Consider the following 18385-nt stretch of genomic DNA (forward strand, 5'->3'; position numbering starts at 1 on the left):
AGTGCTCGGGCAGAAGAAGGAGGCCGACCCGTGTCCTCGCCGCAACAGGCACGCGCACAGGCATCAGCGATCACATCGGGCAAGGCGGTGCCCGAGGCCGAGGCCGCCCCGACCTCCCGGCTCCGGGAACTCTTCGACGGCCCCCGTCTGTCACCGGGACAGCGGCGCATCGCCCAGTACCTGATCGAGCACATCACCGAGGCCGCGTTCCTGTCGATCACCGAGCTGGCCGACCGGGTCGGGGTCAGTCAGCCCTCCGTCACCCGCTTCGCCGCCGCCGTCGGCTTCAGCGGCTATCCCGCGCTGCGCGAGAGGCTCCAGTCGATCGCGCTGAGCAGCCTCGCCGGCGGCCCCGGCGAGGAGAACCGGGCCAACGAGCTTCAAGCGGCCGTCGACGGGGAGATCCAGAACCTGGAGAACCTGCGGCGCGACTTCGCCGACCCCGACCGGGTCATCCACGTCGGCCGCGAGCTGTCCCGCTCCACCCCGCTGACCGTGCTGGGCCTGCGCATCTCGGTGTCGCTCGCCGAGTACTTCGGCTACGCGGCCCGCCGAATCCACCCGGACGTGCGGCTGGTGACCCGTGGCGGCAGCGTGGCCTACGACGCGCTGCTCCAGTCCCGCGAGGCCGGCGGCAGTTGGGTGCTGGCCTTCGCCATGCCCCGGCACTCCCAGGAGACGCTCAACGCCGTCCGGGTGGCGCGCGGCGCCGGTCTGAAGGTCGCGCTCGTGACCGACCTGGCGCTAGGGCCGCTGGCCGACGAGGCCGACATCGTCTTCGCGACCGGTACCGGTTCGCGGCTGGTGTTCGACTCCTACGCCGCGCCCGGCGTGCTGGCCGCGGCGCTGCTGCAGGCCATGACGGACGCCGATCCGGAGCGCACCCAGGGCCGGCTCGAGAAGTACGAGCAGCTGTCGGAACAGCACCAGTTCTTCCTGCGGGACTGAACGGCCGATCCTTCCGCCCGCCTCGGGCATTCGTGAAGATCTTGCGGTCCCCAACCGCCTGGACGGGGATCATTCACCCCATACTGCGCATGAATGTTTTCATACGTCTTGCAAACCGGTCGGCATATATAAATACTGCTCGGCGGACTCACCGCTCGCAACACCGCCCCGAGAAAGCCGACGGACCGCCCATGCGCACGCATCACCGCACGCAGCGCCGGTTCCCGGCCCCAGGGGCTCCCGCACGGACATCCCCAGCCGCCGTCCCCTACCCACGTCGGCGCCGGGGGTGTACCGGGGCGCGCCGTCTGCGCGACGCGCCTGTGGCGGTCCCGGCCATCCCCTAGGCCGGGGCCGCCCCGAATCCGTCGACACCCTCACGACGCCGCACACCGGAAGCGATGATCATGACCCTGACCAGCACGCGCATCAGCCCCGACTGGCCCTGCCAGGTCAAGACGCCGGGCTCGTACGACTGGGAGCGCTCGGCCGCCAAGTGGCTGCGCGAACTGATCCCCGCGCGCTACGCCAGCTATCCGGCGCTCATCCGGCACCCGGTTCTGCTCGCCCGGCACGCGCAGATCCAGGTGCAGCAGGAGATCCGGGTCGCGCGGACCGCCCTCCAGACCGCGCGGGCCGAACTGCCGGTGCTCGGACTGCCCGAGTCGGTGATCGAGCACACGATCAAGATGTACGCGGCCGAGGTCCTTCAGCTCCAGCACATCGCACGCAGCGTCCGGGCGGTCAGCGAGGCCCTGGCCGGCCGCGGCACGGGCCGCTGACCCTGCGGGGACCCACCCCCGGGGCCCGTCATCGCGTCGGGCCGGTTTCACGCTTCCGTACCCACTTCTTCCCCGTTCCGGGCCTGGTCGGCCCCGGTGGGCCCCTCCACCCCCGCCCCGGCGCGCCGTTCGCCCCTCTCTCGGCACCAGCCGTTCTTCACAGCCGGGGATCTTGTATGAAGGTCGTATGAAGCCTCACCCGGCAGACGAGTGATCGAACGGGGTCAGGTGTGCAATGCTCGTCGCGTGACGAGCGAGCCTCTGCCTCCGGTGGACCCCGACACCGGCGCCGATCTTGCGGCGCTGGCCAAGGTCGTGGCCCGCCAGCGCGCGGAGATGGAACGCCTGCGGGACCTGGCCGCGACCTCGGCGGTCGTGGAGCGGGCCAAGGGCGTGCTGATGGCCGTCACCGGCTGCGCCCCGGACGCCGCCCACGAGGAGCTCCTCGAGCGCGCCAGGAGCGGCAACCGCACTCTGCTCGAACAGTGCTGGCTCACCCTGGGCGCCCTGCCGCCCGGAAGGCACCCCGCCGCCGCGCCCGCGGCTCCGCTTGTGCAGGCGCCTGCCGCCGTGGGCCCGGAGAGCCCGCCCGCCGGCACCCGGGAGCCGGCCGAGGCGCTGGGACGCGTCGGCCGGGACCTGGTCCGGGTCGACTCCCCGCAGGAACTGGCCGGATGCCTGCTGGAGCACCTGCGGCCCGAGGTGGACGCCGACGCGGTGATGCTCTACGAGCGGTTGCCCGAGGGCGGGCTCCTGCTGATCGGCTCCTCCGGAGTCGACCCCACCCTCGCCGCCCAGTGGCGTCAGGTACCCCCGGTGACGGGAGTGGCGGCACTGGACGCCCTCCAGTCCGGGGAGCCGCGCTGGCTGGAGGACATCGCCGTGGACCGCACGCGGTACCTGCTCATCGGCGATCCTCCCGAGCGGTGGCTCACCCAGGCCTGGCTGCCCGTGCCCGCCGGGGAGACCGCGAGCGTCGCCTTCGGGGTGCTGCGCCGGCGGGGCGAGCCGTTCGAGCCGGGTGAGCGGGAGCTGCTGCGGGCCGTGGCCCGGCTGTGCGCGGGCCGGCTGCGGGCCTTCGACAGCCCGCAGGAGGACCCGTCCGGGGCCGTTTCCCAGACCGTGCAGGCCGTGTTCGACGCGCTGCCGGGCGCGGTGATCCTGCTGACTCCGCTGCGCTCCGCCTCCGGCGAGGTGGAGGACTACCGTATCGACGCGGCCAGCCCGGAAGCGGTCGACGTGTTCGGCCGGGCCGGACGGGGCATGGTCGGCAAGCACATCCTGGAGAGCTACCCGTCGGTCGCCGGCGAACCGCTGTGGCACGGCTATCTGCACGCGCTGGAGACCGGGGTGCCGTTCGAGGGCGAGCCGTTCGCCTACCAGGACGTGGTCGGCGAGGTGCCCGTGACCGCCACCTACACCGTGCGCGCGGCCCCGCTGGGCGAGGGCCTGGTGGTCACCTGGCTGCGGCACGACTCGACGGACCGCCAGGAGCAGCGTCTGGCCGACGTGCAGCGGCTCGGCAACCTCGGCTGGGCGAACTGGAACCTGATCACCGAGGAGATCTCCTGGGCCGCGCAGACGTACGCCGTGCTCGGCCGGCACCCCGGACAGAGACCGGTGCGGCTGGAGCGGCTGCCGGATCTGGCCCTGTCGGAGGACTCGGGGCCGCTGGCCCACGCGATCGCCGAGCTCATGTCCGAGGGCCGTCCGTTCGACGTGCCGTTCCGGATCGAGGCACCCGCCGGGGTGCGCCACCTGCGGATGGTCGCGGAGGCCGTCATGGCGCCCGACGGCAGCCCGGTCGAGGTGCACGGCTTCGTCCAGGACGTCACCGCGCAGCGCAGCGCGGAACTCGCGCTGGTGGAGAGCGAACGCGCGATGCTCCTCCAGCGCGGCATCCTCCAGGCCGAGCGGGCCCTGGCGGCCCGGCTTCAGCACGCCCTGCTGCCACTGCCCAGCAAGCCGGTGCAGCTGGCCGGGCTGCGCATCGAGGTCGCCTACCTGCCCTCGCAGGCCGGCATCCACGTCGGCGGCGACTGGTTCAGCGCCATCGAACTGCCCGGCTCCGACGCCCTGTTCGTGGTCGGCGACGTGGCCGGCCACGGCATCGACGCCGTGGCCACCATGGCCCAGCTCAGGTTCACCGCGAAGGGCATGGTCAGCACCGGTTCCTCGCTCACCGGGGCGCTGGCGCGGCTCAACCAGCTGCTGCTGCACTCCCGGGACGGCCAGATCACCGCCACCATGGTCCTGGCCCGCTACGACCCCGGCCGGCAGGTCCTGGCCTGGACGCAGGCCGGGCACCCGCCGCCGCTGCTGGTGCGCCGCGGCGAAGTGCACTACCTGGACCGGCCCGGCGGCATGCTGCTCGGCGCGACGGCAGCCCCCGAGTACGAGTCGCTGGAACTCCGCCTGGAGCCCGGGGACCGGCTGCTGCTCTACACCGACGGCCTGGTCGAACGCCCCGGCGAGGGCCTCGACGCGGGCTTCGCCCGGCTGGCCGAGGCGGTACGCACCCACGGCTGCGGCGAGTCCGGCTCCCTGGACGCGCTCCTCGCGGAGATGCTGCCGGACGAGCGGCGGGACGACGTGTGCGTGCTGGACATCCGGATGCCACTGGAGGATGTGCAGGACGCGACGGGGGCTGCGGACCAGGCGGAGTCCTAGGGCGCGCGACGTGGCTGCGGGCGGTCGACGGGCCGGCAAGGCGCGTTCGCGGTCGGCCGGCGGGGCGGTACGGCCAGTTCGCAGCCGGTCGGCGGGGCGGTACGACCCGTTCGCGGTCGGTCGGCGGGGCGGTACGACCGGTTCGCGGTCTGCCGTCAGGGTGGCGTGCATGGTCAGTCGACGGGGTGGCCGGCGTCGATGGTGACGGCGTCGGAGAGCCGTAGCAGCGGTCCGTCCCGCCCCGGGCCCCACTGGACCGGGTCGAGCACAAAGCCGACGTGGTCGCCGCCGTCGGTGCGGTGGAGGATGGTGCCGACGAACCAGGCCGCCGTGTCCGCCAGGACGGCGGCGCCGCCATGGCCTTCCCGCCAGTCGAGTCCGGCGAACTTGTCGACCTCGTCGCCCGTCTCGCCGCCGAAGTGTTCCGCCAGGTCCCGCTGGTCGCGGGTGAGCAGATGGACGGCGAGGCACTGCGCGGCCCGGGCGACCCGGTAGGTGCGGTTGACCTTGGACAGCCATACGGCGAACCGGGGCGGCCGGATGGAACACTGCGAGGCGAAGCCGACCAGGCAGCCGGCGCGCTCGCCGTCCGCCACGGCGGTGACCACGCACATGTCGGGGTCCAGCCGGTCGAAGAAGCCGTCCGGGCCGGCCTCCGTGCCGCCCGCGCCCCCCGCGTCCTGCGTGCCGCTCACATCCGTCATGCCGTTCCGCTCCCGTCCGCCGCCGCTCGGTCCCGGCCCGCGCCGGCCGTGGCAGGCGCGGGTGCGGCCGTCGCCCCGAGCCCGGTCGACCCGGTGTCTCGCTTGTCCGGCCTGTTCCCGGGGTGCCCGGCGGGCCGCTCATGAATCGTCGCCGAAGCCGGTGCGGGACTCCAGCGCGCGGCGCGTGTCGCGTCCGGGCGGCGGCTGTTCGGGGTCGGGCGGTGTCGGCACCTGCTCTCCTTGTGTCCCGCGGGGATCCGGGGGGCGCGGCCCCGTGCGGAGATACGGCGCCCGTCGGCGTCGCGTTCAAGGCAGCACCGCCCTCGCGAACGATCGAAACGCTCAACTCGATGAGAATTTTTGAGCGTTTGAGCAAGTGCGGGCTAGAAACCGGGCGTAATGCAGCCGGGCACCGGCCTGACCGGCGACCCGGGCCTGGCGTTCGGCGATCTGACCGGGACGGCGGGGGCCACGCAGCGGATCACGGTCAGGCTGGGTTGAGTGCCCCCTGCACGAACCGGTTCAGAGACGCCGTGAACGCGGCGACGAAGGCGTCCCTGTCCTCCTCCGGCAGCGCGTCCAGGGACAGATAGGGGTTGAGGTCCTCCAGTTCGACAAGCAGCAGGCCGCCGTCAAGGGCGCGGCAGGCGTCGACGCGCTGGATGCCGTGCCCGAGGTCGTTCCAGTCGATGAACCGGCGGGCGAACTCCAGGTCGGCGGCGGTGGCCGGGTAGGGCTTGAGCTCCCAGCGGCGCTGCGGGTCGGGGGCGTACAGGGCGTACTGGAAGTCGTCGTCCATGAAGTAGAAGGACACCTCGTGGAGGAAGTCGATGCGGGGCTGGATCAGAACGTCGCCGGCGGCGTGCTCGGCGAGCCGGCTCTCGGGGACGATGCGCAGGCCGAAGGAGTCCGCGCCGAGCTTCGGCTTGACGACGTACCGCGTGGCGGACGGCAGCCGGTCCAGGTCCTCGACGCGGTCGACGGTCGGGATGACGGGGAAACCGGCGGCGGTCAGGTCGACCAGGTACTGCTTGCCGACCATGTCCGCCTTCCCGGTGAGCGGGTTGTACACCCGGGTCCCGGCGGCGAGCGCCCGGGCGCGGAAGGAGTCGTACGCGTGCTGGTGGTCGAGGACGGGACCGCTGTTGCGGACGACGACGGCGTCGAAGCCGTCCATCAGGGCCGCCGCGTCCAGCAGATGGCACAGGGCCAGGTCGAAATGGGCGCGCAGTCGGGAGGTGAGGTGGATGTCCTCGTCGCAGTAGCGGCGCCCGCGAGCCTGGTACGCCAGGTCGGTGACGTAGAGCAGGCGGGGGCGGGCGGTGGACATGGGGACTCCTCGGGGCGGTACGGGGCTGGTCGCCGGGGCCGGCGCCCGGCGACGGTGGAGAAAGGTTACGTCGCAGGGTACGGGCACCTTCGGCCACCCCCAGACGGCGTCGGTGGCGTGGTGCTTGACGGAGCCGGCCGTGTGGACGACGGGCTCGCAGCCGGGGCATGCGGTTGAGCGCGTCCTCGGTGAGCGGGGGTGCGCCCCAGTGGGTGAAGAGCACGTCGGCGTGGGTGAGGCGGGCGGTGTGCGCCGGGTCGGTGTCGGTGAGCGTGGTGATCGTCGTGGTCGTGTCGACGCGGGCGATCGTGCGGAGCCGGTCGAGATGGCCGTCGGCGAGCAGGGTGCGGTGGATGTCGGTGCCCATCGCGAAGAGGATGCGCGGGCGGGGGATCGGACGGCGCTCATTCGGTGAGCGCTTCGCGCGGGGTGCGTCAGGAGGCCCCGGCCGCCGGTCGGCCGCCGCAGGAGTTGCGGATCCTCAACTCCGGAAGGAGGTCCAGGTGTTGGCGGGGGCCGGCCGGTCGGTCGCCGGCCCGTTCGGCGATGCGGCGCAGCAGGAGCCGGGCGGCGAGGTCGCCCACCGCGTGCGTCGGCGGGGCGACGGCGGTGAGGGGGACGTCGGCGAGCCCGGCGACCTGGTCGTCGTAGGCGATGAGGGCGAGGTCGTCGGGGACGCGGACGCCGCGTGCCTGGAGCCGGGGCACGAGCACGATGGCGTCCTCGTCGCTGTGCACGAGGGCGGCCGTCACGCCGCGCTCGCGGACCGCGTCGACCAGGTAGTCGACGGAAGCCTCGTAGTCGCCGTGCTCGCGCGCGCTGGGAGCGCCGCGGTCGGCGTCGATGCCGCGGGCGCGGACGGCGGCCTCGAATCCGGCGCTGATCCGGGCGGCGTGCGGGCCTTCCTGGAGCGCGGCGGTGATGCGGCGGTGGCCGAGGGCGGCGAAGTGGCCGACGGCGGCCGCGGCGCCGTGGGCGCGGTCGGTGCGGACCCGGTCGAGCTCGGCGGCGGGGTTGCCGGGCGGGGCGGAGCGCTCCACGAGGACGGTGGGCACCCCGCACTCCACGAGCCACTTCTCCTGCCCGCCCTCGGGGACGCCGCCGAACCAGCTGGGCGCCGCCAGCAGGCCCTGCGCGCCACCGGCGACGAGGCGTTCGGCCTGTACGGAGTCCTCGGTGTCGACGGAGACGCCGAGGACGAGGCGGCCGCCGTGCGTGCCGACGGCCTCGCGGGCGCCGCGCACGATGTCCGCGAAGATGGAGAGCGTGCTCGGCACGATCATGCCGATCACGGCACCTTCGGCGGTCTCGGTGCGCCTGCCGCCGGCCCCGGCCGGGGCGGTGGCCCGGGTGCGGTCGCCCGGCCAGACCACCGCTCCGTGCAGCCGCTGGACCCGGCCCTGGGCCGCGAGGGTCTCCACGTCGCGGCGCAGGGTGACGGCGGAGACACCGAGTTCGGCCGCCAGTTCGGCCACGCGGAGGCTGCCGCGCTCCCGGACGAGTTCGAGCACCCGCTCGTGGCGCTGGTCGACGTGCAGTCGCATGGGGCTCCCCCTGGCGCAGTGGTTCCGGGCACGGTGATCCGGAGTCGCTTACTCTACGCGCACCATCGTATCGATCGATTCCAATCAATTCGATCGCTCCGGTGTTCGGACGGCCACCTCGACAGCACTCAGTTCCCTCAAAAAGGGGCTCGGGCTGCACTGAGTGTCACTCGTCCCTTCCGGGTGCTACGTTCCCGTCCATGAGCTCCAGCAGCGCGGTGCCGACCGAGAAGCCGCCGATCCGGGACGCCCTGGTGGCGGCGGCCTTCCGGCTCTTCCTGGAACGCGGGTACGAGCAGACCACCGTGGACGACATCGTGGCCCTGGCCGGGGTCGGCCGGCGTTCGTTCTTCCGGTACTTCCCCTCCAAGGAGGACGTGGTCTTCCCGGACCACGAGCGCTGCCTGGCCGACATGACCGCCTTCCTGGCGGCGGGCGGCCCGGAGCACGAGCCGGTGCGGCGGGTGTGCGACGCGGCGCGGCTGGTGCTGCGGATGTACGCGGAGAACCCGACCTTTTCCGTGCAGCGTTACCGCCTCACCAGGCAGGTACCGGGCCTGCGGGCCTACGAGCTGTCGGTGGTGTGGCGCTACGAGCGCGCGCTCGCCGCGTACCTGCGCGCGCGGTTCGCGGGGCGGCCCGACGGGACGCTGCGCGCCGACGTGATCGCGGCCGCGGTCGTCGCCGCGCACAACAACGCCCTGCGGTCCTGGCTGCGGTCGGAGGGCGAGGGCGACGCGGGTACGGCGGTGGACCACGCGCTGGGATACGTGCAGCGGACGTTCGGCCGGCCGGCGGACGCCCCGGCGGCGCCCGTCTGGGCCGGCCCGGCCGGCGCCGACGCCGACGCCGAGGTGAGGTCTCCCGAGGACGTGGTGGTGCTGGTGTCCCGCCGGGACACCCCGCTGTGGCGGATGGTGCAGGAACTGGAGACGGCGCTCGACCGCGGCTGACCCGCGAGGGTGGTCGACGGCGGGAATCTGGGGTACCGAGTGCCTTTACGAGTGACACTCAGTGCCATATCCTGTCGGCGTGCACGGTGGCACGGCAACCGTGCGCATGCGTGCGCGGTTCGCGCCGGGCACGCGGGATTTCCGGCCGAGCGCAGGGAGTTGACAGCGTGTACCACCACTCAGCAGGCATCTCGCATTCGGCGGCCGGTTCCGCGGCGGGTGTTCTCGAGCCCGCCGCCGCGGACTCCAAGGACGCCATCCTCTTCCAGCGCTGCACCTGGTGCGGCACCGCGATGTACCACCGGCTGCTGTGTCCGGTGTGCCAGGGCAGCGAGCTGCGCACGGAGCGCAGCGAGGGCGTCGGCACGGTCCGCCACTCCACGGTGGTGCACCGCAACACTCCGGCTGCGCGCAACGTGTCCCTGATAGAGATGGCCGAGGGGTTCGTCGTCCGGGGCCGGGTCATGGGCCCACCGGTCGGGATCCACAGCGGCGACCGGGTCCGGTTGTCCACCGCCAAGGACCCGGTGCGCGGTGAGCCGGTCTTCCAGCTGATCGACGAGCCGTACCGCGCCTGGACCTGACGGCGGTACACCTCCGCTCACCCGGCCGGCCCCCCGCGTCACCGCCGCGCCACGGCCGGAATCGACGCGGCACGTGAGGCGGGGCCGTCGCGACGCCGGCCGGCCCCGCACCGACCCGGCCGCCAGGAGAGCCGAGCGGAACGCCACCCTGCCCGGATGAGGCGGCCACCCTGCCCGGACGGCCCCCTCCACGACACGCCGTAGCCACCCAGAGCTCGCCACCGCACAGGAGCTGCCGTAACCGAGCGGCTCCCAGCCCCCGTTGGGCTGGAAGCGCCCTCGGAGCACCCCTCTTCCCCCTCACCCCCGGGTGTGATCCGACACCTGCCCTGCACAGGCAACCCACAGCCCCCGCTTTCCATCCTCCGGTAGCGAGGGGCGCCCGGATGGGCCGGGACGCCCGATGTCGGGGTTCGAGGAGGAACTGTGGTCCGTGCCCGGCGCATATGGGTGACCGCCACCGCGTTGCTCGCGGTGGCGGGAGCGTCCCCGGGGGTGGCGGTCGCCCACTCTCAACCGCTCAGCGGGGAAGGAGTGTGGGCGGCCGGTGACGACACGCCGCTGCCGCCGGGGTGGCGGCTGGCCGGCGGAGGCCCGGCGCCGCAGCTGGTGTGGCGGTCGGACCGGGCGGTGCCGATGGGTGACGCCCGGGTCGAATTCCACGCCGGGGGACAGCTGTTGGGCGTGCCGCGGCCAGGTGCGGACGGGCACACTTTCCGGTTGCCGCTCGACGGGCGGCGGGCAGCGGACCTGCGCGGGCTGGAAGTCTGGTCCGGCGGGCGCCGGCTGGACGCGCGGGAGGCCGGCGGTGCCGTGGCGGCGGCCCGGTTGCCGGCCCCGCTGCCGGCGAACGGCGTGGACCCGGGCAAGCCGGGTGCGTACCGCACCAAGACGGGCGAGTACGGACTGAAGTCGGTGCGGCTGCCCGGCTTTTCGAAGCCGGTCGAGATGCGCGCGGTGGTCGTCGCGCCGGTCGGCGCCGCCGGCAAGCGTCCCGTCGCGCTGTTCCTGCACGGCCGTCACTACACCTGTTACAAGGGGCGCGAGGACATCTCCGGTGACTGGCCCTGTCCGGCCGGCACCAAGCCGGTGCCGAGTCACCGCGGATACCTGCGGGACCAGAAGCTGCTCGCCTCCCAGGGCTATGTGACCGTGTCCGTCTCGGCCAACGGCATCAACGGGCAGGACTTCGCGGCGGAGGACGGCGGCGCGCAGGCGCGGTCCTCGCTGGTGCGGCTGCACCTGGCCCGGTGGGCCGACTGGGCCGACCACCCCGAGACGGCCCCGAAGGTGGTCCGCGAGGCGCCCCGGGCCGATCTGTCGCGGGTGCTGCTCGTCGGGCACTCGCGGGGCGGCGAGGGCGTCAACCGGGCCGCGCTGGACAGCATCACCCCGCCGCCCGCCGACCAGGACGGCTATCACGGGCCGGTGCGCTGGCACGTCCGGGGCACGGTCCTGATCGGCCCGACCGTCTTCGGTCAGAACCCGGTGCCGGACGTGCCGTCGGTGAGCATCCTGCCGGGCTGTGACGGTGACGTCTCCGACCTCCAGGGCGAGGTGTACGTCGACGGGACCCGCGCGGTCGGCAACGGCAGCGCGCTGCACAGCGCGGTGTACGTGATCGGCGCCAACCACAACTTCTTCAACTCCGAGTGGACACCGGGCCAGGCGGCGGCGCCCGCCGAGGACGACTTCTCCGACGAGCCGCAGCACCACGACCCGGTGTGCGCCAAGCGGGCCGCGACCCGGCTGACCGCCGACCGGCAGCACCGGGCCGGTTCGACCTACATCGCGGCGGCGGCACGGCTGTTCCTCGCCGGTGACGACCGGGTGCGGCCGCTGCTGGACGGATCCGGCAAGCGGGCACCGTCGGCGGACCCGGCGCGCGTGCTCAGCCACGCGGTGGGTGCCCGCCGGGGCGGCGGTTTCCTGCCGGACGGCGGGGTGTCGGTGACCGGCGGCAAGCTGTGCGCCGCGGTGGACCCGCGCCCGGCCACGGCATGCCTGGGTACGGGTGCGAAGGGCGCGTCGCCGCACTTCGCGCAGTGGGAGACCGACCGGGAGGCCGGCCGGCGCGCGATCGCGCTGCGCTGGACGCGGGCCGGCACCCCGGCGCGGGTGAGTGCCCGGCAGCCGGTGTCGCTGTCCGGGTCCACGGCGCTGGCGCTGCGGCTGTTCGTGCCGCCGAACTCGCGGGGTGCGCAGCTGGACGTGTCCCTCACGGACGCCTCCGGCCGGAAGGCGAAGCTCGGCCGGGTCCGGATGGACGGGCTGCCCGGCAGTGCGCGGACGGCCTCGTACTGGGCGCAGGAGGTCCGGGTGCCGCTGGCGGCGGCCACCCGCGCCGGGCTGGATCTCGGTTCGGTCAAGTCGCTTGAGCTGACACCGCGTTCGGCGTCGGGACGGGCCTGGCTGATGGACGCGTGGGGCTGGCGGTCCGGGACGCCGACGGTGCGGACGGACGCGCTGCCGCGGGTGGACCTCGGCCGGACGACCGTGGACGAGGGTGACTCCGGCGTGCGCACCTACCGGGTGCCGGTGCGGGTGACGGGCCGCGGCGGCAGCGGTCAGGTCCGGGTGTACGTCCTCGACCCGGTCACCGGCAAGGCGAAGGACCGGCTGGTGACGGTGCGTCCGGGCGCCCAGGACATCGACGTACCGGTCGAGGTGAAGGGCAACACGCGGTACGGCACCGATGTGTCGTACGACGTCCTGGTCAAGGCGGTCCGCGGTGCGGTCGTCGGCTCCTACCGGGGCGGGATCACCGTCCACGACGACGACCCGGCGCCGAAGATGACCGTCACCCCCGTCGCCGGCAAGGTGACCGAGGGGAAGTCGCTGAAGTGGCGGGTGTCGCTGTCCGAGGCGGTGGACGTGGACATGAGCGCGCTGTTCGGGGTCGCGCGGGCCACCGCGCCGGAGCTGTCGACCAAGGACGTCCCGGCGCGCTGGCTGCGGGACATGACCGGGGAGAAGCCCGATCCCGAGCGTGCGCTGTCGAAGGTGGGCGGACTCTACCTGTGGGCGGACATCCCGGCGGGCCGCACCAGCGCCGACCTGACCCTGCCCACGGTCAAGGACCGGGTCCGGGAGGGCACGGAGAAGGTGCGGTTCCAGCAGGCCGACCTGAGCACCGGGGAGCCGCGGGCCGGCGGCCTGGAGCTGTCGGGGTCGGTGCTGAACGCGTCGTAGGACGCCGGTTCCGGGTGGCCCTCACGCGCCGAGGGTCACCCGGATGCCGACCGTGCCGTCCAGGCCGCGCCGGAGCCGGCTGCCCAGGAGGGTGAGGCGGCCGAGGATGCCGTACTTGCGGGCGATGAGGCTCCGGTAGCGGGCGGTGGTGGCCGGGTCGACGATCTCGGCGGTGGCCGGCAGCTGGTCCCCGGTGGGGTTGCCGCGCAGGTCGCAGGGGCCGACGAGGACGTCGGGGCGGCGCCGGATCCGCTTGACCTTCCAGCTGTCGGCGGCCGTCCACACGCCGAGGGTGCCGCCGTCGCGGACCACCCAGACCGGGGTGGCGACGGGGGTGCCGTTCTTGCGGTAGCTGGTCACCAGCAGGTACTTGCCGGAGCCGAGCCGGTCCAGCCGCGTGTCGTCCATGTGCGCAGTCTAGGATCCGGGCCGGTGCCAGGAGGCGTCGAAATCGGGCCCGGAAACCAGGCACGCGCACCGACGCCCGACGCCTGATCGCCCGACGTCCGCGCGGTCAGCCGACGGCCGCCGCCATCCGCCGTACCGCCTCGGTGAGGATCTCGGGCGAGGTCGCCAGGTTCAGGCGTACGTGCCCCGCGCCGCCGGTGCCGAAGAGCAGCCCGGAGCTGAGGGCGACCCGGCCGCGGTCGAGGAAGACGCGGGCGGGGTCGTCGCCGAGGCCGAGGGCACGGCAGTCGAGCCAGGCGAGGTAGGTGGCCTCGGCGGGGTGCGGGCGGATGCCGGGCAGTTGCTCGGCGAGCAGGCCGGCGAGCAGGCGCCGGTTGGTCTCCAGCCCGGCCAGCAGGGCGTCGAGCCAGCCGGTGGCGTCACGCAGGGCGGCGGTGTGCGCGATGACGCCGAGGTGGCTGGGGCCGTGGCTCACCTCCTCGGGCAGCCGGGCGAGGTCAGCGGCGGCTGCGGATCCGGCGAGGGCCAGCGCGGCCTTGAGGCCGGCCAGGTTCCAGCCCTTGGAGGCCGACATCAGGGACAGGCCGCGCTCGGCGCCGGGCACGCTCAGGTAGGGCACGAAGGGCACGCCGGGGGTGACGAGCGGGGCGTGGATCTCGTCGGCGACGACCCGGACGCCGTACCGTTCGGCGAGGCGGGCGACGGTGGCGAGTTCGGCGGCGGTGTGCACGGTGCCGGTGGGGTTGTGCGGGCTGCACAGCAGGTAGGCGGCCCGGCCGCCGCGCGCGGTCGCCGCCCGGAACGCCTCCTCCAGGGTGCCGGGGTCGAGGCGCAGTCCGGCACCGAGCGGGACCTCGATCACCCGGCGGTCCATGTGCGCGATGAACTGGAAGAACGGCGGATACACCGGCGGGTTGACGATCACCGGGTCGCCGGGCTCGGTGACCAGTTTGAGCATTTCGACCACACCGAGCATCACGTCCGGGACGATCGCGGTCCGCTCCGGGACGATCCCGTGCCAGTTCCAGCGTGTGACGGCGAAGGCGACGAGTGCCTCGGCGTAGGCGGTGCCGGCGGGGTACCCGGTGTCGCCGAGGGCGAGTGCGTCCGTGACGGCGTGGACGACGGGTTCGGCGAGGGGGACGTCCATCTCGGCCACCCACAGGGGCAGCACGTCCTCGGGGTAGGTGCGCCATTTCATGCTCGTACGACGTCGCAGCCGCGTCAGGTCGAGCGCGCGCAGCGGATCCGGTTCGCCGGGTGTGTCGTGCGGGATGCTGGTCATGGGGCTCAAGATAGGGGGCCTCGGGGTGAGCCGGAACGGTGTTTGTGGGCCGGGCGGGTGTGCGGAGGCGGCGGAGGGCCGCTTGCGGGAGGTGGCCTGCGACGAGTCGGGGCGGCTGGTCGACTCCCGGGACGACGCCCGGGCGCAGATCGCCGACTTCCCGGCCGGGATCGCGGGCCAGCTCGGCTCCGACGAGCTGGCCGGCACCGGTGACCCGGAGCCGGCCGCGTGCCCGCGGCCGTACGTGGGGGCGGAGTCGGTGCGGGGCGATGCCCGCAGCTGGGCCCGGCTCGCTCCGGCCGGGGATGGCCGGGGCCGTGCGGCGCCGATCAACTCGGGCGTCTAGATTGCGTCTTGCACGGTGTATCCCTGTTCCGTCTCGCACGGTGTATCTCTGTTCGTCTTGCACGGTGAATCTCTCGTCCGGCATCTCATCAGGTACTCAGGAGCTGACCCACGTGACCGACAACCCGGCAGCCACCAACGACGTGGCCGTGTCGCTGCGCGCTCGTATCAACACCGGCCAGCCGCACACCGCCCGGATCTGGAACTACTGGCTCGGCGGCAAGGACAACTACGAGGTCGACCGCGCGGCCGGTGACCAGATCCGGCAGCTGCACCCGGGTATCGGGGAGTACGCGCGCGCCGACCGGCTCTTCCTCGGGCGTGCCGTGCGTCACCTGGTGGGCGAGGTCGGCATCCGGCAGTTCCTGGACATCGGAACCGGGCTGCCCACCGCCGACAACACGCACGAGGTGGCGCAGCGGACCGCGCCGGAGTCCCGGATCGTGTACGTCGACAACGACCCGCTCGTCCTCGCCCACGCGCGTGCCCTGCTGACCAGCACGCCGGAGGGCCGTACCGACTATCTGGACGAGGACCTGCGCAATGTCGACGCCATCCTCGAACATGCCGCGAAGACGCTGGACTTCAGCGAACCGGTGGCGCTGATGCTGCTCGGCGTGGTCATCTTCATCGGCGACGACGAGGACCCGTACGGTCTGGTGCGGCGGTTGACGGACCGGCTGCCGGCGGGCAGCCATCTGGTGCTGTCGCACACCGTCACCAGCCCGTCGATGCCGGATGTGGACGAGGCGGTGAAGTTCTGGAACGAGCACGGCACTCCGAAGCTCACGCAGCGCACGCCCGAGGACGTGGCCCGGTTCTTCGACGGCCTGGAGCTGCTGGAGCCGGGTGTGGTGTCGTGCTCGCGCTGGCGGCCGGAGCACGGCCACGGGGCCGAGCCGGAGGAGGTCGCCATGTTCGGCGGGGTGGCCCGCAAGAGCTGACCGCCGCCGGCGGTGAACGCCGCCGCCCCGGGCGCCGTATGGAGGAGCGGGCCCTCGGCGATTCCAGGGCCCCGCGGTGCCGGTTGGGGCAGCGCGCGTTTCGGGTTCGGCTTCGGGAGCCATGCATGCGGCACGCACGACGACGGGTCGTCCGGCGAGTGACACGGCTGGCGGCGGTCGGCGGACTCCTCCTGGGCGGCGCGATGGTCGCCCAGGCGGCCATGGCGAGCGAGACTCCGCCGGCCTCCGCCAGACCGCTCGCCTCCGCCGGTGGCGCCGGGGACACGGGTGCCGCGATGGTGGCACGGCTCGGCACCGCCCGTACGGCGGGCAGCTGGATCGGCGCCGACGGGCGGCCGGTCGTGGCGGTGACGGACGAGGCGGCGGCGCGGGTGGTCCGGCGGGCCGGCGCCACGGCGAAGGTCGTGCGGCACAGCATGAACGAGCTCAAGTCGGCCACCGCCACGCTGGGTTCGGCGCCGCGGGTGCCGGGCACGGCGTGGGCGGTGGACTACCGGACCAACCGGGTCGTGGTGCGGGCGGACCGCACGGTGTCGGCGGGCGACTGGTCCCGGCTGACCGGGGTCGCCGCGGAGATCGGCGGTTTCGTGCACATGGAGCGCACGAAGGGCACCTTCACCACGCGGCTGAACGGCGCCCAGCCGATGCTGTCGACGGGCGGCCGATGCTCGGCGGGGTTCAACGTCACCAACGGGCAGTCCGACTTCATCCTGACCGCGGGTCACTGCGGGCCCGCCGGGTCAACCTGGTTCGCCGACAACCAGGGCGACCGGCAGCTGGGCTCCACCGTGAACAGCGCCTTTCCCGGCAGTGACTTCTCGCTCGTGCAGTACGCCGGCGGGACGGCCGGTGCGGGCGCCGACGTGGTCGCGATCGGCGGCGGCAAGGGGGTGCGGATCACCGGGGCCGCCGATCCGGCGGTCGGGCAGCGGGTGTTCCGCAGCGGCAGCACCAGTGGTCTGCACGACGGCCAGGTCACCGCGCTGAACGCGACCGTCAACTACCCGGAGGGCACGGTCACCGGGCTCGTCGAGACGAACGTGTGCGCCGAACCGGGCGACAGCGGCGGCCCGCTGTTCTCCGAGGGCATCGCACTCGGCGTCACCTCGGGCGGCAACGGGGACTGCACGACGGGCGGGACGACGTTCTTCCAGCCGGTGACCAAGGCGCTGTCGGCGCTCGGGGTCCGGCTGATCGTGTCGGCGCAGAACGCGGGCGGCGCGCAGGGCGCCGGGGCCTCCCCGGCGCCGTCGGCCACGGCGTCCCAGGGCGGGATGGCGCCGAGCGCTGCCTCGCCGGGCTCGGCGGCGCCGGTCACGGGCGGCGAGGAGGGCAGCACCCTGCTGGCGCGGCTGACGGACACCCGGAACGTCGGGCCGGGGCTGCTGGTCATCGCGGGCAGTCTGATCGCGCTGGTGGCGACCCGGTTCATCCGCGCCGAGCAGGACCGCAAGGCGTATCAGCGGTACTACTCGGCGACCTGGGGCTGAGCGGGCCGGGGGTACGACGAGAAGGGCACCCGTGCGGTCACGGGTGCCCTGGGTGGTTCTGGTGCGGTGTCCGCGGGTCGGTCAGGCCGCCCGGTGCGGCTGCGGGGTCGCGGCGGCCCACTCCATCACGAGGCGCTGGTACTCCGCGCGCTGCTCGGTGGTCAGTGTCCCGCCCGACCGGCGCCACAGGGCCCGGATCTCCTCGTTGACCTCCGCGGCCGATCGCTCGGAGACGGCTTCAACAGTGGTGGACATGCTGTGAAGCATATGCCGGGAGAGGTGAAGGCTCCGTGAGTAAGTACGAATGATTCGGACATTTCAGACCGTGTTGCTCATCACGTCAATGCGTCAACCGGAACCGGGAGTTCACTGCTCGGCAGTGCCCTCCCGGCAGCTCCCTCCCCGGTCCGGCCGGTCCACGGGACCGCCCGGGGCTCAGGTGCCCGGCTTGCGGCCGTAGACGAAGACGTCGTCGCCCGTCCTCAGCAGCGACCAGTACTTCTTGGCGTCCGTGGTGGTCATGTTCACGCAGCCGTGCGAGCCCGGCGGGTTCCACATGCTCAGGCCCACCGAGTGGAAGGCCTGGCCGCCGTCGAAGAACTGGGAGTAAGGCATCGGCACGTCGTAGACGGTCGAGACGTGGTCGATGTCCCGCCAGTAGACCTTCTTCAGGCCGGTGCGGGTCTCGTAGCCGTCACGGCCGGTGCGCACCGGCACCGGGCCGTAGACCAGCTTGTCGCCGTCCTGGATCCAGCTGAGCTGGAGCGTGAGGTTCACACAGGCGATCCGGCCCTTGTTCACCGGGCACTTGCCGTCCTTGTTCGGCTTGTTCCCGACGGCCTTCTGCTTGTTCATGAGATCCATCACGCCCCAGGTGACCGGCCCGGCGTAGCCGATGGCGGGCGTGATGCCGTGCTTGTTCTGGAACGCCTGGACGGCCTTGCAGTCGGCGCCTGACTGCTTGCCGTCGACCGGCCGGCCCAGGAACTTCTCCACCTGCTTCTGGTACGGCCCGGCCTGCGTGGTGCAACTCGCGGCCTGAGCCGGCGCCGCGGTGAAGGCGAGCGCGAGCGGCGCCACCAGTCCCGTGACGCCCAGCGCGATGACACCTCGTCGGCGTATGTCCCCCATAGCGGATTCCTCCCCTTCTCCCCTTTTTCCCCGGAGACTCCCCCGGGTGCTCTT

General features: G+C 73.2%; 17 protein-coding genes. 10 read left to right on the top strand and 7 right to left on the bottom strand.

Features of this window, described 5'->3' with window-relative positions; all coding sequences use genetic code 11:
• Window positions 1-30 precede the first annotated feature (30 nt).
• The 3 genes from ACZ7DL_RS26195 (at window position 31) to ACZ7DL_RS26205 (ending at window position 4400) form a co-directional block, all read left to right on the top strand.
• Window positions 31-948: a MurR/RpiR family transcriptional regulator gene (locus ACZ7DL_RS26195; RefSeq protein ID WP_470777554.1), complete on the top strand. Its 918-nt coding sequence runs from the start codon at window positions 31-33 to the stop codon at window positions 946-948.
• 401 nt (window positions 949-1349) lie between these two features.
• Window positions 1350-1730 carry a hypothetical protein gene (locus ACZ7DL_RS26200; protein WP_360737813.1) on the top strand — a complete coding sequence of 127 codons (381 nt, stop codon included), beginning with the start codon at window positions 1350-1352 and terminating at the stop codon, window positions 1728-1730.
• 270 nt (window positions 1731-2000) lie between these two features.
• Complete coding sequence (locus tag ACZ7DL_RS26205) at window positions 2001-4400, top strand: SpoIIE family protein phosphatase (protein ID WP_470777619.1); 2400 nt, start codon at window positions 2001-2003, stop codon at window positions 4398-4400.
• Window positions 4401-4573: 173 nt separating this feature from the next.
• Here the strand turns inward: ACZ7DL_RS26205 and ACZ7DL_RS26210 are convergent, their stop codons facing one another.
• Both ACZ7DL_RS26210 and ACZ7DL_RS26215 read right to left on the bottom strand, forming a co-directional pair.
• Window positions 4574-5104 carry a flavin reductase family protein gene (locus tag ACZ7DL_RS26210; RefSeq protein ID WP_470777556.1) on the bottom strand — a complete coding sequence of 177 codons (531 nt, stop codon included), beginning with the start codon at window positions 5102-5104 and terminating at the stop codon, window positions 4574-4576.
• Between the two features lie 487 nt (window positions 5105-5591).
• The gene (locus ACZ7DL_RS26215) at window positions 5592-6434 is read right to left on the bottom strand and encodes an ATP-grasp domain-containing protein (protein WP_470777558.1); all 843 of its coding nucleotides are present in this window, start codon (window positions 6432-6434) and stop codon (window positions 5592-5594) included.
• Between the two features lie 208 nt (window positions 6435-6642).
• Here ACZ7DL_RS26215 and ACZ7DL_RS26220 point away from each other — a divergent pair, with 208 nt between their 5' ends.
• Window positions 6643-6849 (top strand): hypothetical protein, encoded by a 207-nt coding sequence (locus tag ACZ7DL_RS26220; RefSeq protein WP_470777560.1) that lies wholly within the window; start codon window positions 6643-6645, stop codon window positions 6847-6849.
• 19 nt (window positions 6850-6868) lie between these two features.
• Here ACZ7DL_RS26220 and ACZ7DL_RS26225 read toward each other — a convergent pair whose 3' ends face one another.
• Window positions 6869-7978, bottom strand: a complete 1110-nt coding sequence (locus ACZ7DL_RS26225; RefSeq protein ID WP_470777562.1) for a substrate-binding domain-containing protein — start codon at window positions 7976-7978, stop codon at window positions 6869-6871.
• A gap of 200 nt (window positions 7979-8178) precedes the next feature.
• Here ACZ7DL_RS26225 and ACZ7DL_RS26230 point away from each other — a divergent pair, with 200 nt between their 5' ends.
• From ACZ7DL_RS26230 to ACZ7DL_RS26240, 3 genes are all read left to right on the top strand, one after another.
• Window positions 8179-8931, top strand: coding sequence for a TetR family transcriptional regulator (locus ACZ7DL_RS26230; RefSeq protein WP_470777564.1), 753 nt, complete (start codon window positions 8179-8181; stop codon window positions 8929-8931).
• A gap of 167 nt (window positions 8932-9098) precedes the next feature.
• Window positions 9099-9515, top strand: coding sequence for a Zn-ribbon domain-containing OB-fold protein (locus ACZ7DL_RS26235; protein WP_470777566.1), 417 nt, complete (start codon window positions 9099-9101; stop codon window positions 9513-9515).
• 426 nt (window positions 9516-9941) lie between these two features.
• Window positions 9942-12707, top strand: coding sequence for a hypothetical protein (locus tag ACZ7DL_RS26240; protein ID WP_470777568.1), 2766 nt, complete (start codon window positions 9942-9944; stop codon window positions 12705-12707).
• Window positions 12708-12728: 21 nt separating this feature from the next.
• Here the strand turns inward: ACZ7DL_RS26240 and ACZ7DL_RS26245 are convergent, their stop codons facing one another.
• Window positions 12729-13115: a PPOX class F420-dependent oxidoreductase gene (locus ACZ7DL_RS26245; protein WP_470777570.1), complete on the bottom strand. Its 387-nt coding sequence runs from the start codon at window positions 13113-13115 to the stop codon at window positions 12729-12731.
• Between the two features lie 106 nt (window positions 13116-13221).
• Entirely contained in the window at window positions 13222-14400 is a 1179-nt protein-coding gene (locus tag ACZ7DL_RS26250) for a MalY/PatB family protein (RefSeq protein WP_470777572.1), read from the bottom strand.
• An 82-nt stretch (window positions 14401-14482) separates the two neighbouring features.
• Between ACZ7DL_RS26250 and ACZ7DL_RS26255 the strand changes: the two genes are divergently transcribed.
• The 3 genes from ACZ7DL_RS26255 to ACZ7DL_RS26265 all read left to right on the top strand — a co-directional run bounded on the left by ACZ7DL_RS26255 (window position 14483) and on the right by ACZ7DL_RS26265 (window position 17200).
• Window positions 14483-14746: a hypothetical protein gene (locus ACZ7DL_RS26255; RefSeq protein ID WP_470777574.1), complete on the top strand. Its 264-nt coding sequence runs from the start codon at window positions 14483-14485 to the stop codon at window positions 14744-14746.
• Window positions 14747-14858: 112 nt separating this feature from the next.
• The gene (locus ACZ7DL_RS26260; RefSeq protein WP_470777576.1) at window positions 14859-15689 is read left to right on the top strand and encodes an SAM-dependent methyltransferase; all 831 of its coding nucleotides are present in this window, start codon (window positions 14859-14861) and stop codon (window positions 15687-15689) included.
• Window positions 15690-15814: 125 nt separating this feature from the next.
• Entirely contained in the window at window positions 15815-17200 is a 1386-nt protein-coding gene (locus ACZ7DL_RS26265) for a S1 family peptidase (protein ID WP_470777577.1), read from the top strand.
• An 81-nt stretch (window positions 17201-17281) separates the two neighbouring features.
• Here ACZ7DL_RS26265 and ACZ7DL_RS26270 read toward each other — a convergent pair whose 3' ends face one another.
• Both ACZ7DL_RS26270 and ACZ7DL_RS26275 read right to left on the bottom strand, forming a co-directional pair.
• Window positions 17282-17467, bottom strand: coding sequence for a hypothetical protein (locus tag ACZ7DL_RS26270; protein ID WP_470777580.1), 186 nt, complete (start codon window positions 17465-17467; stop codon window positions 17282-17284).
• A 168-nt stretch (window positions 17468-17635) separates the two neighbouring features.
• Window positions 17636-18331 (bottom strand): L,D-transpeptidase family protein, encoded by a 696-nt coding sequence (locus tag ACZ7DL_RS26275; RefSeq protein ID WP_470777582.1) that lies wholly within the window; start codon window positions 18329-18331, stop codon window positions 17636-17638.
• Window positions 18332-18385 lie beyond the last annotated feature (54 nt).

The organism is Streptomyces sp. NPDC036984 (assembly GCF_055607665.1).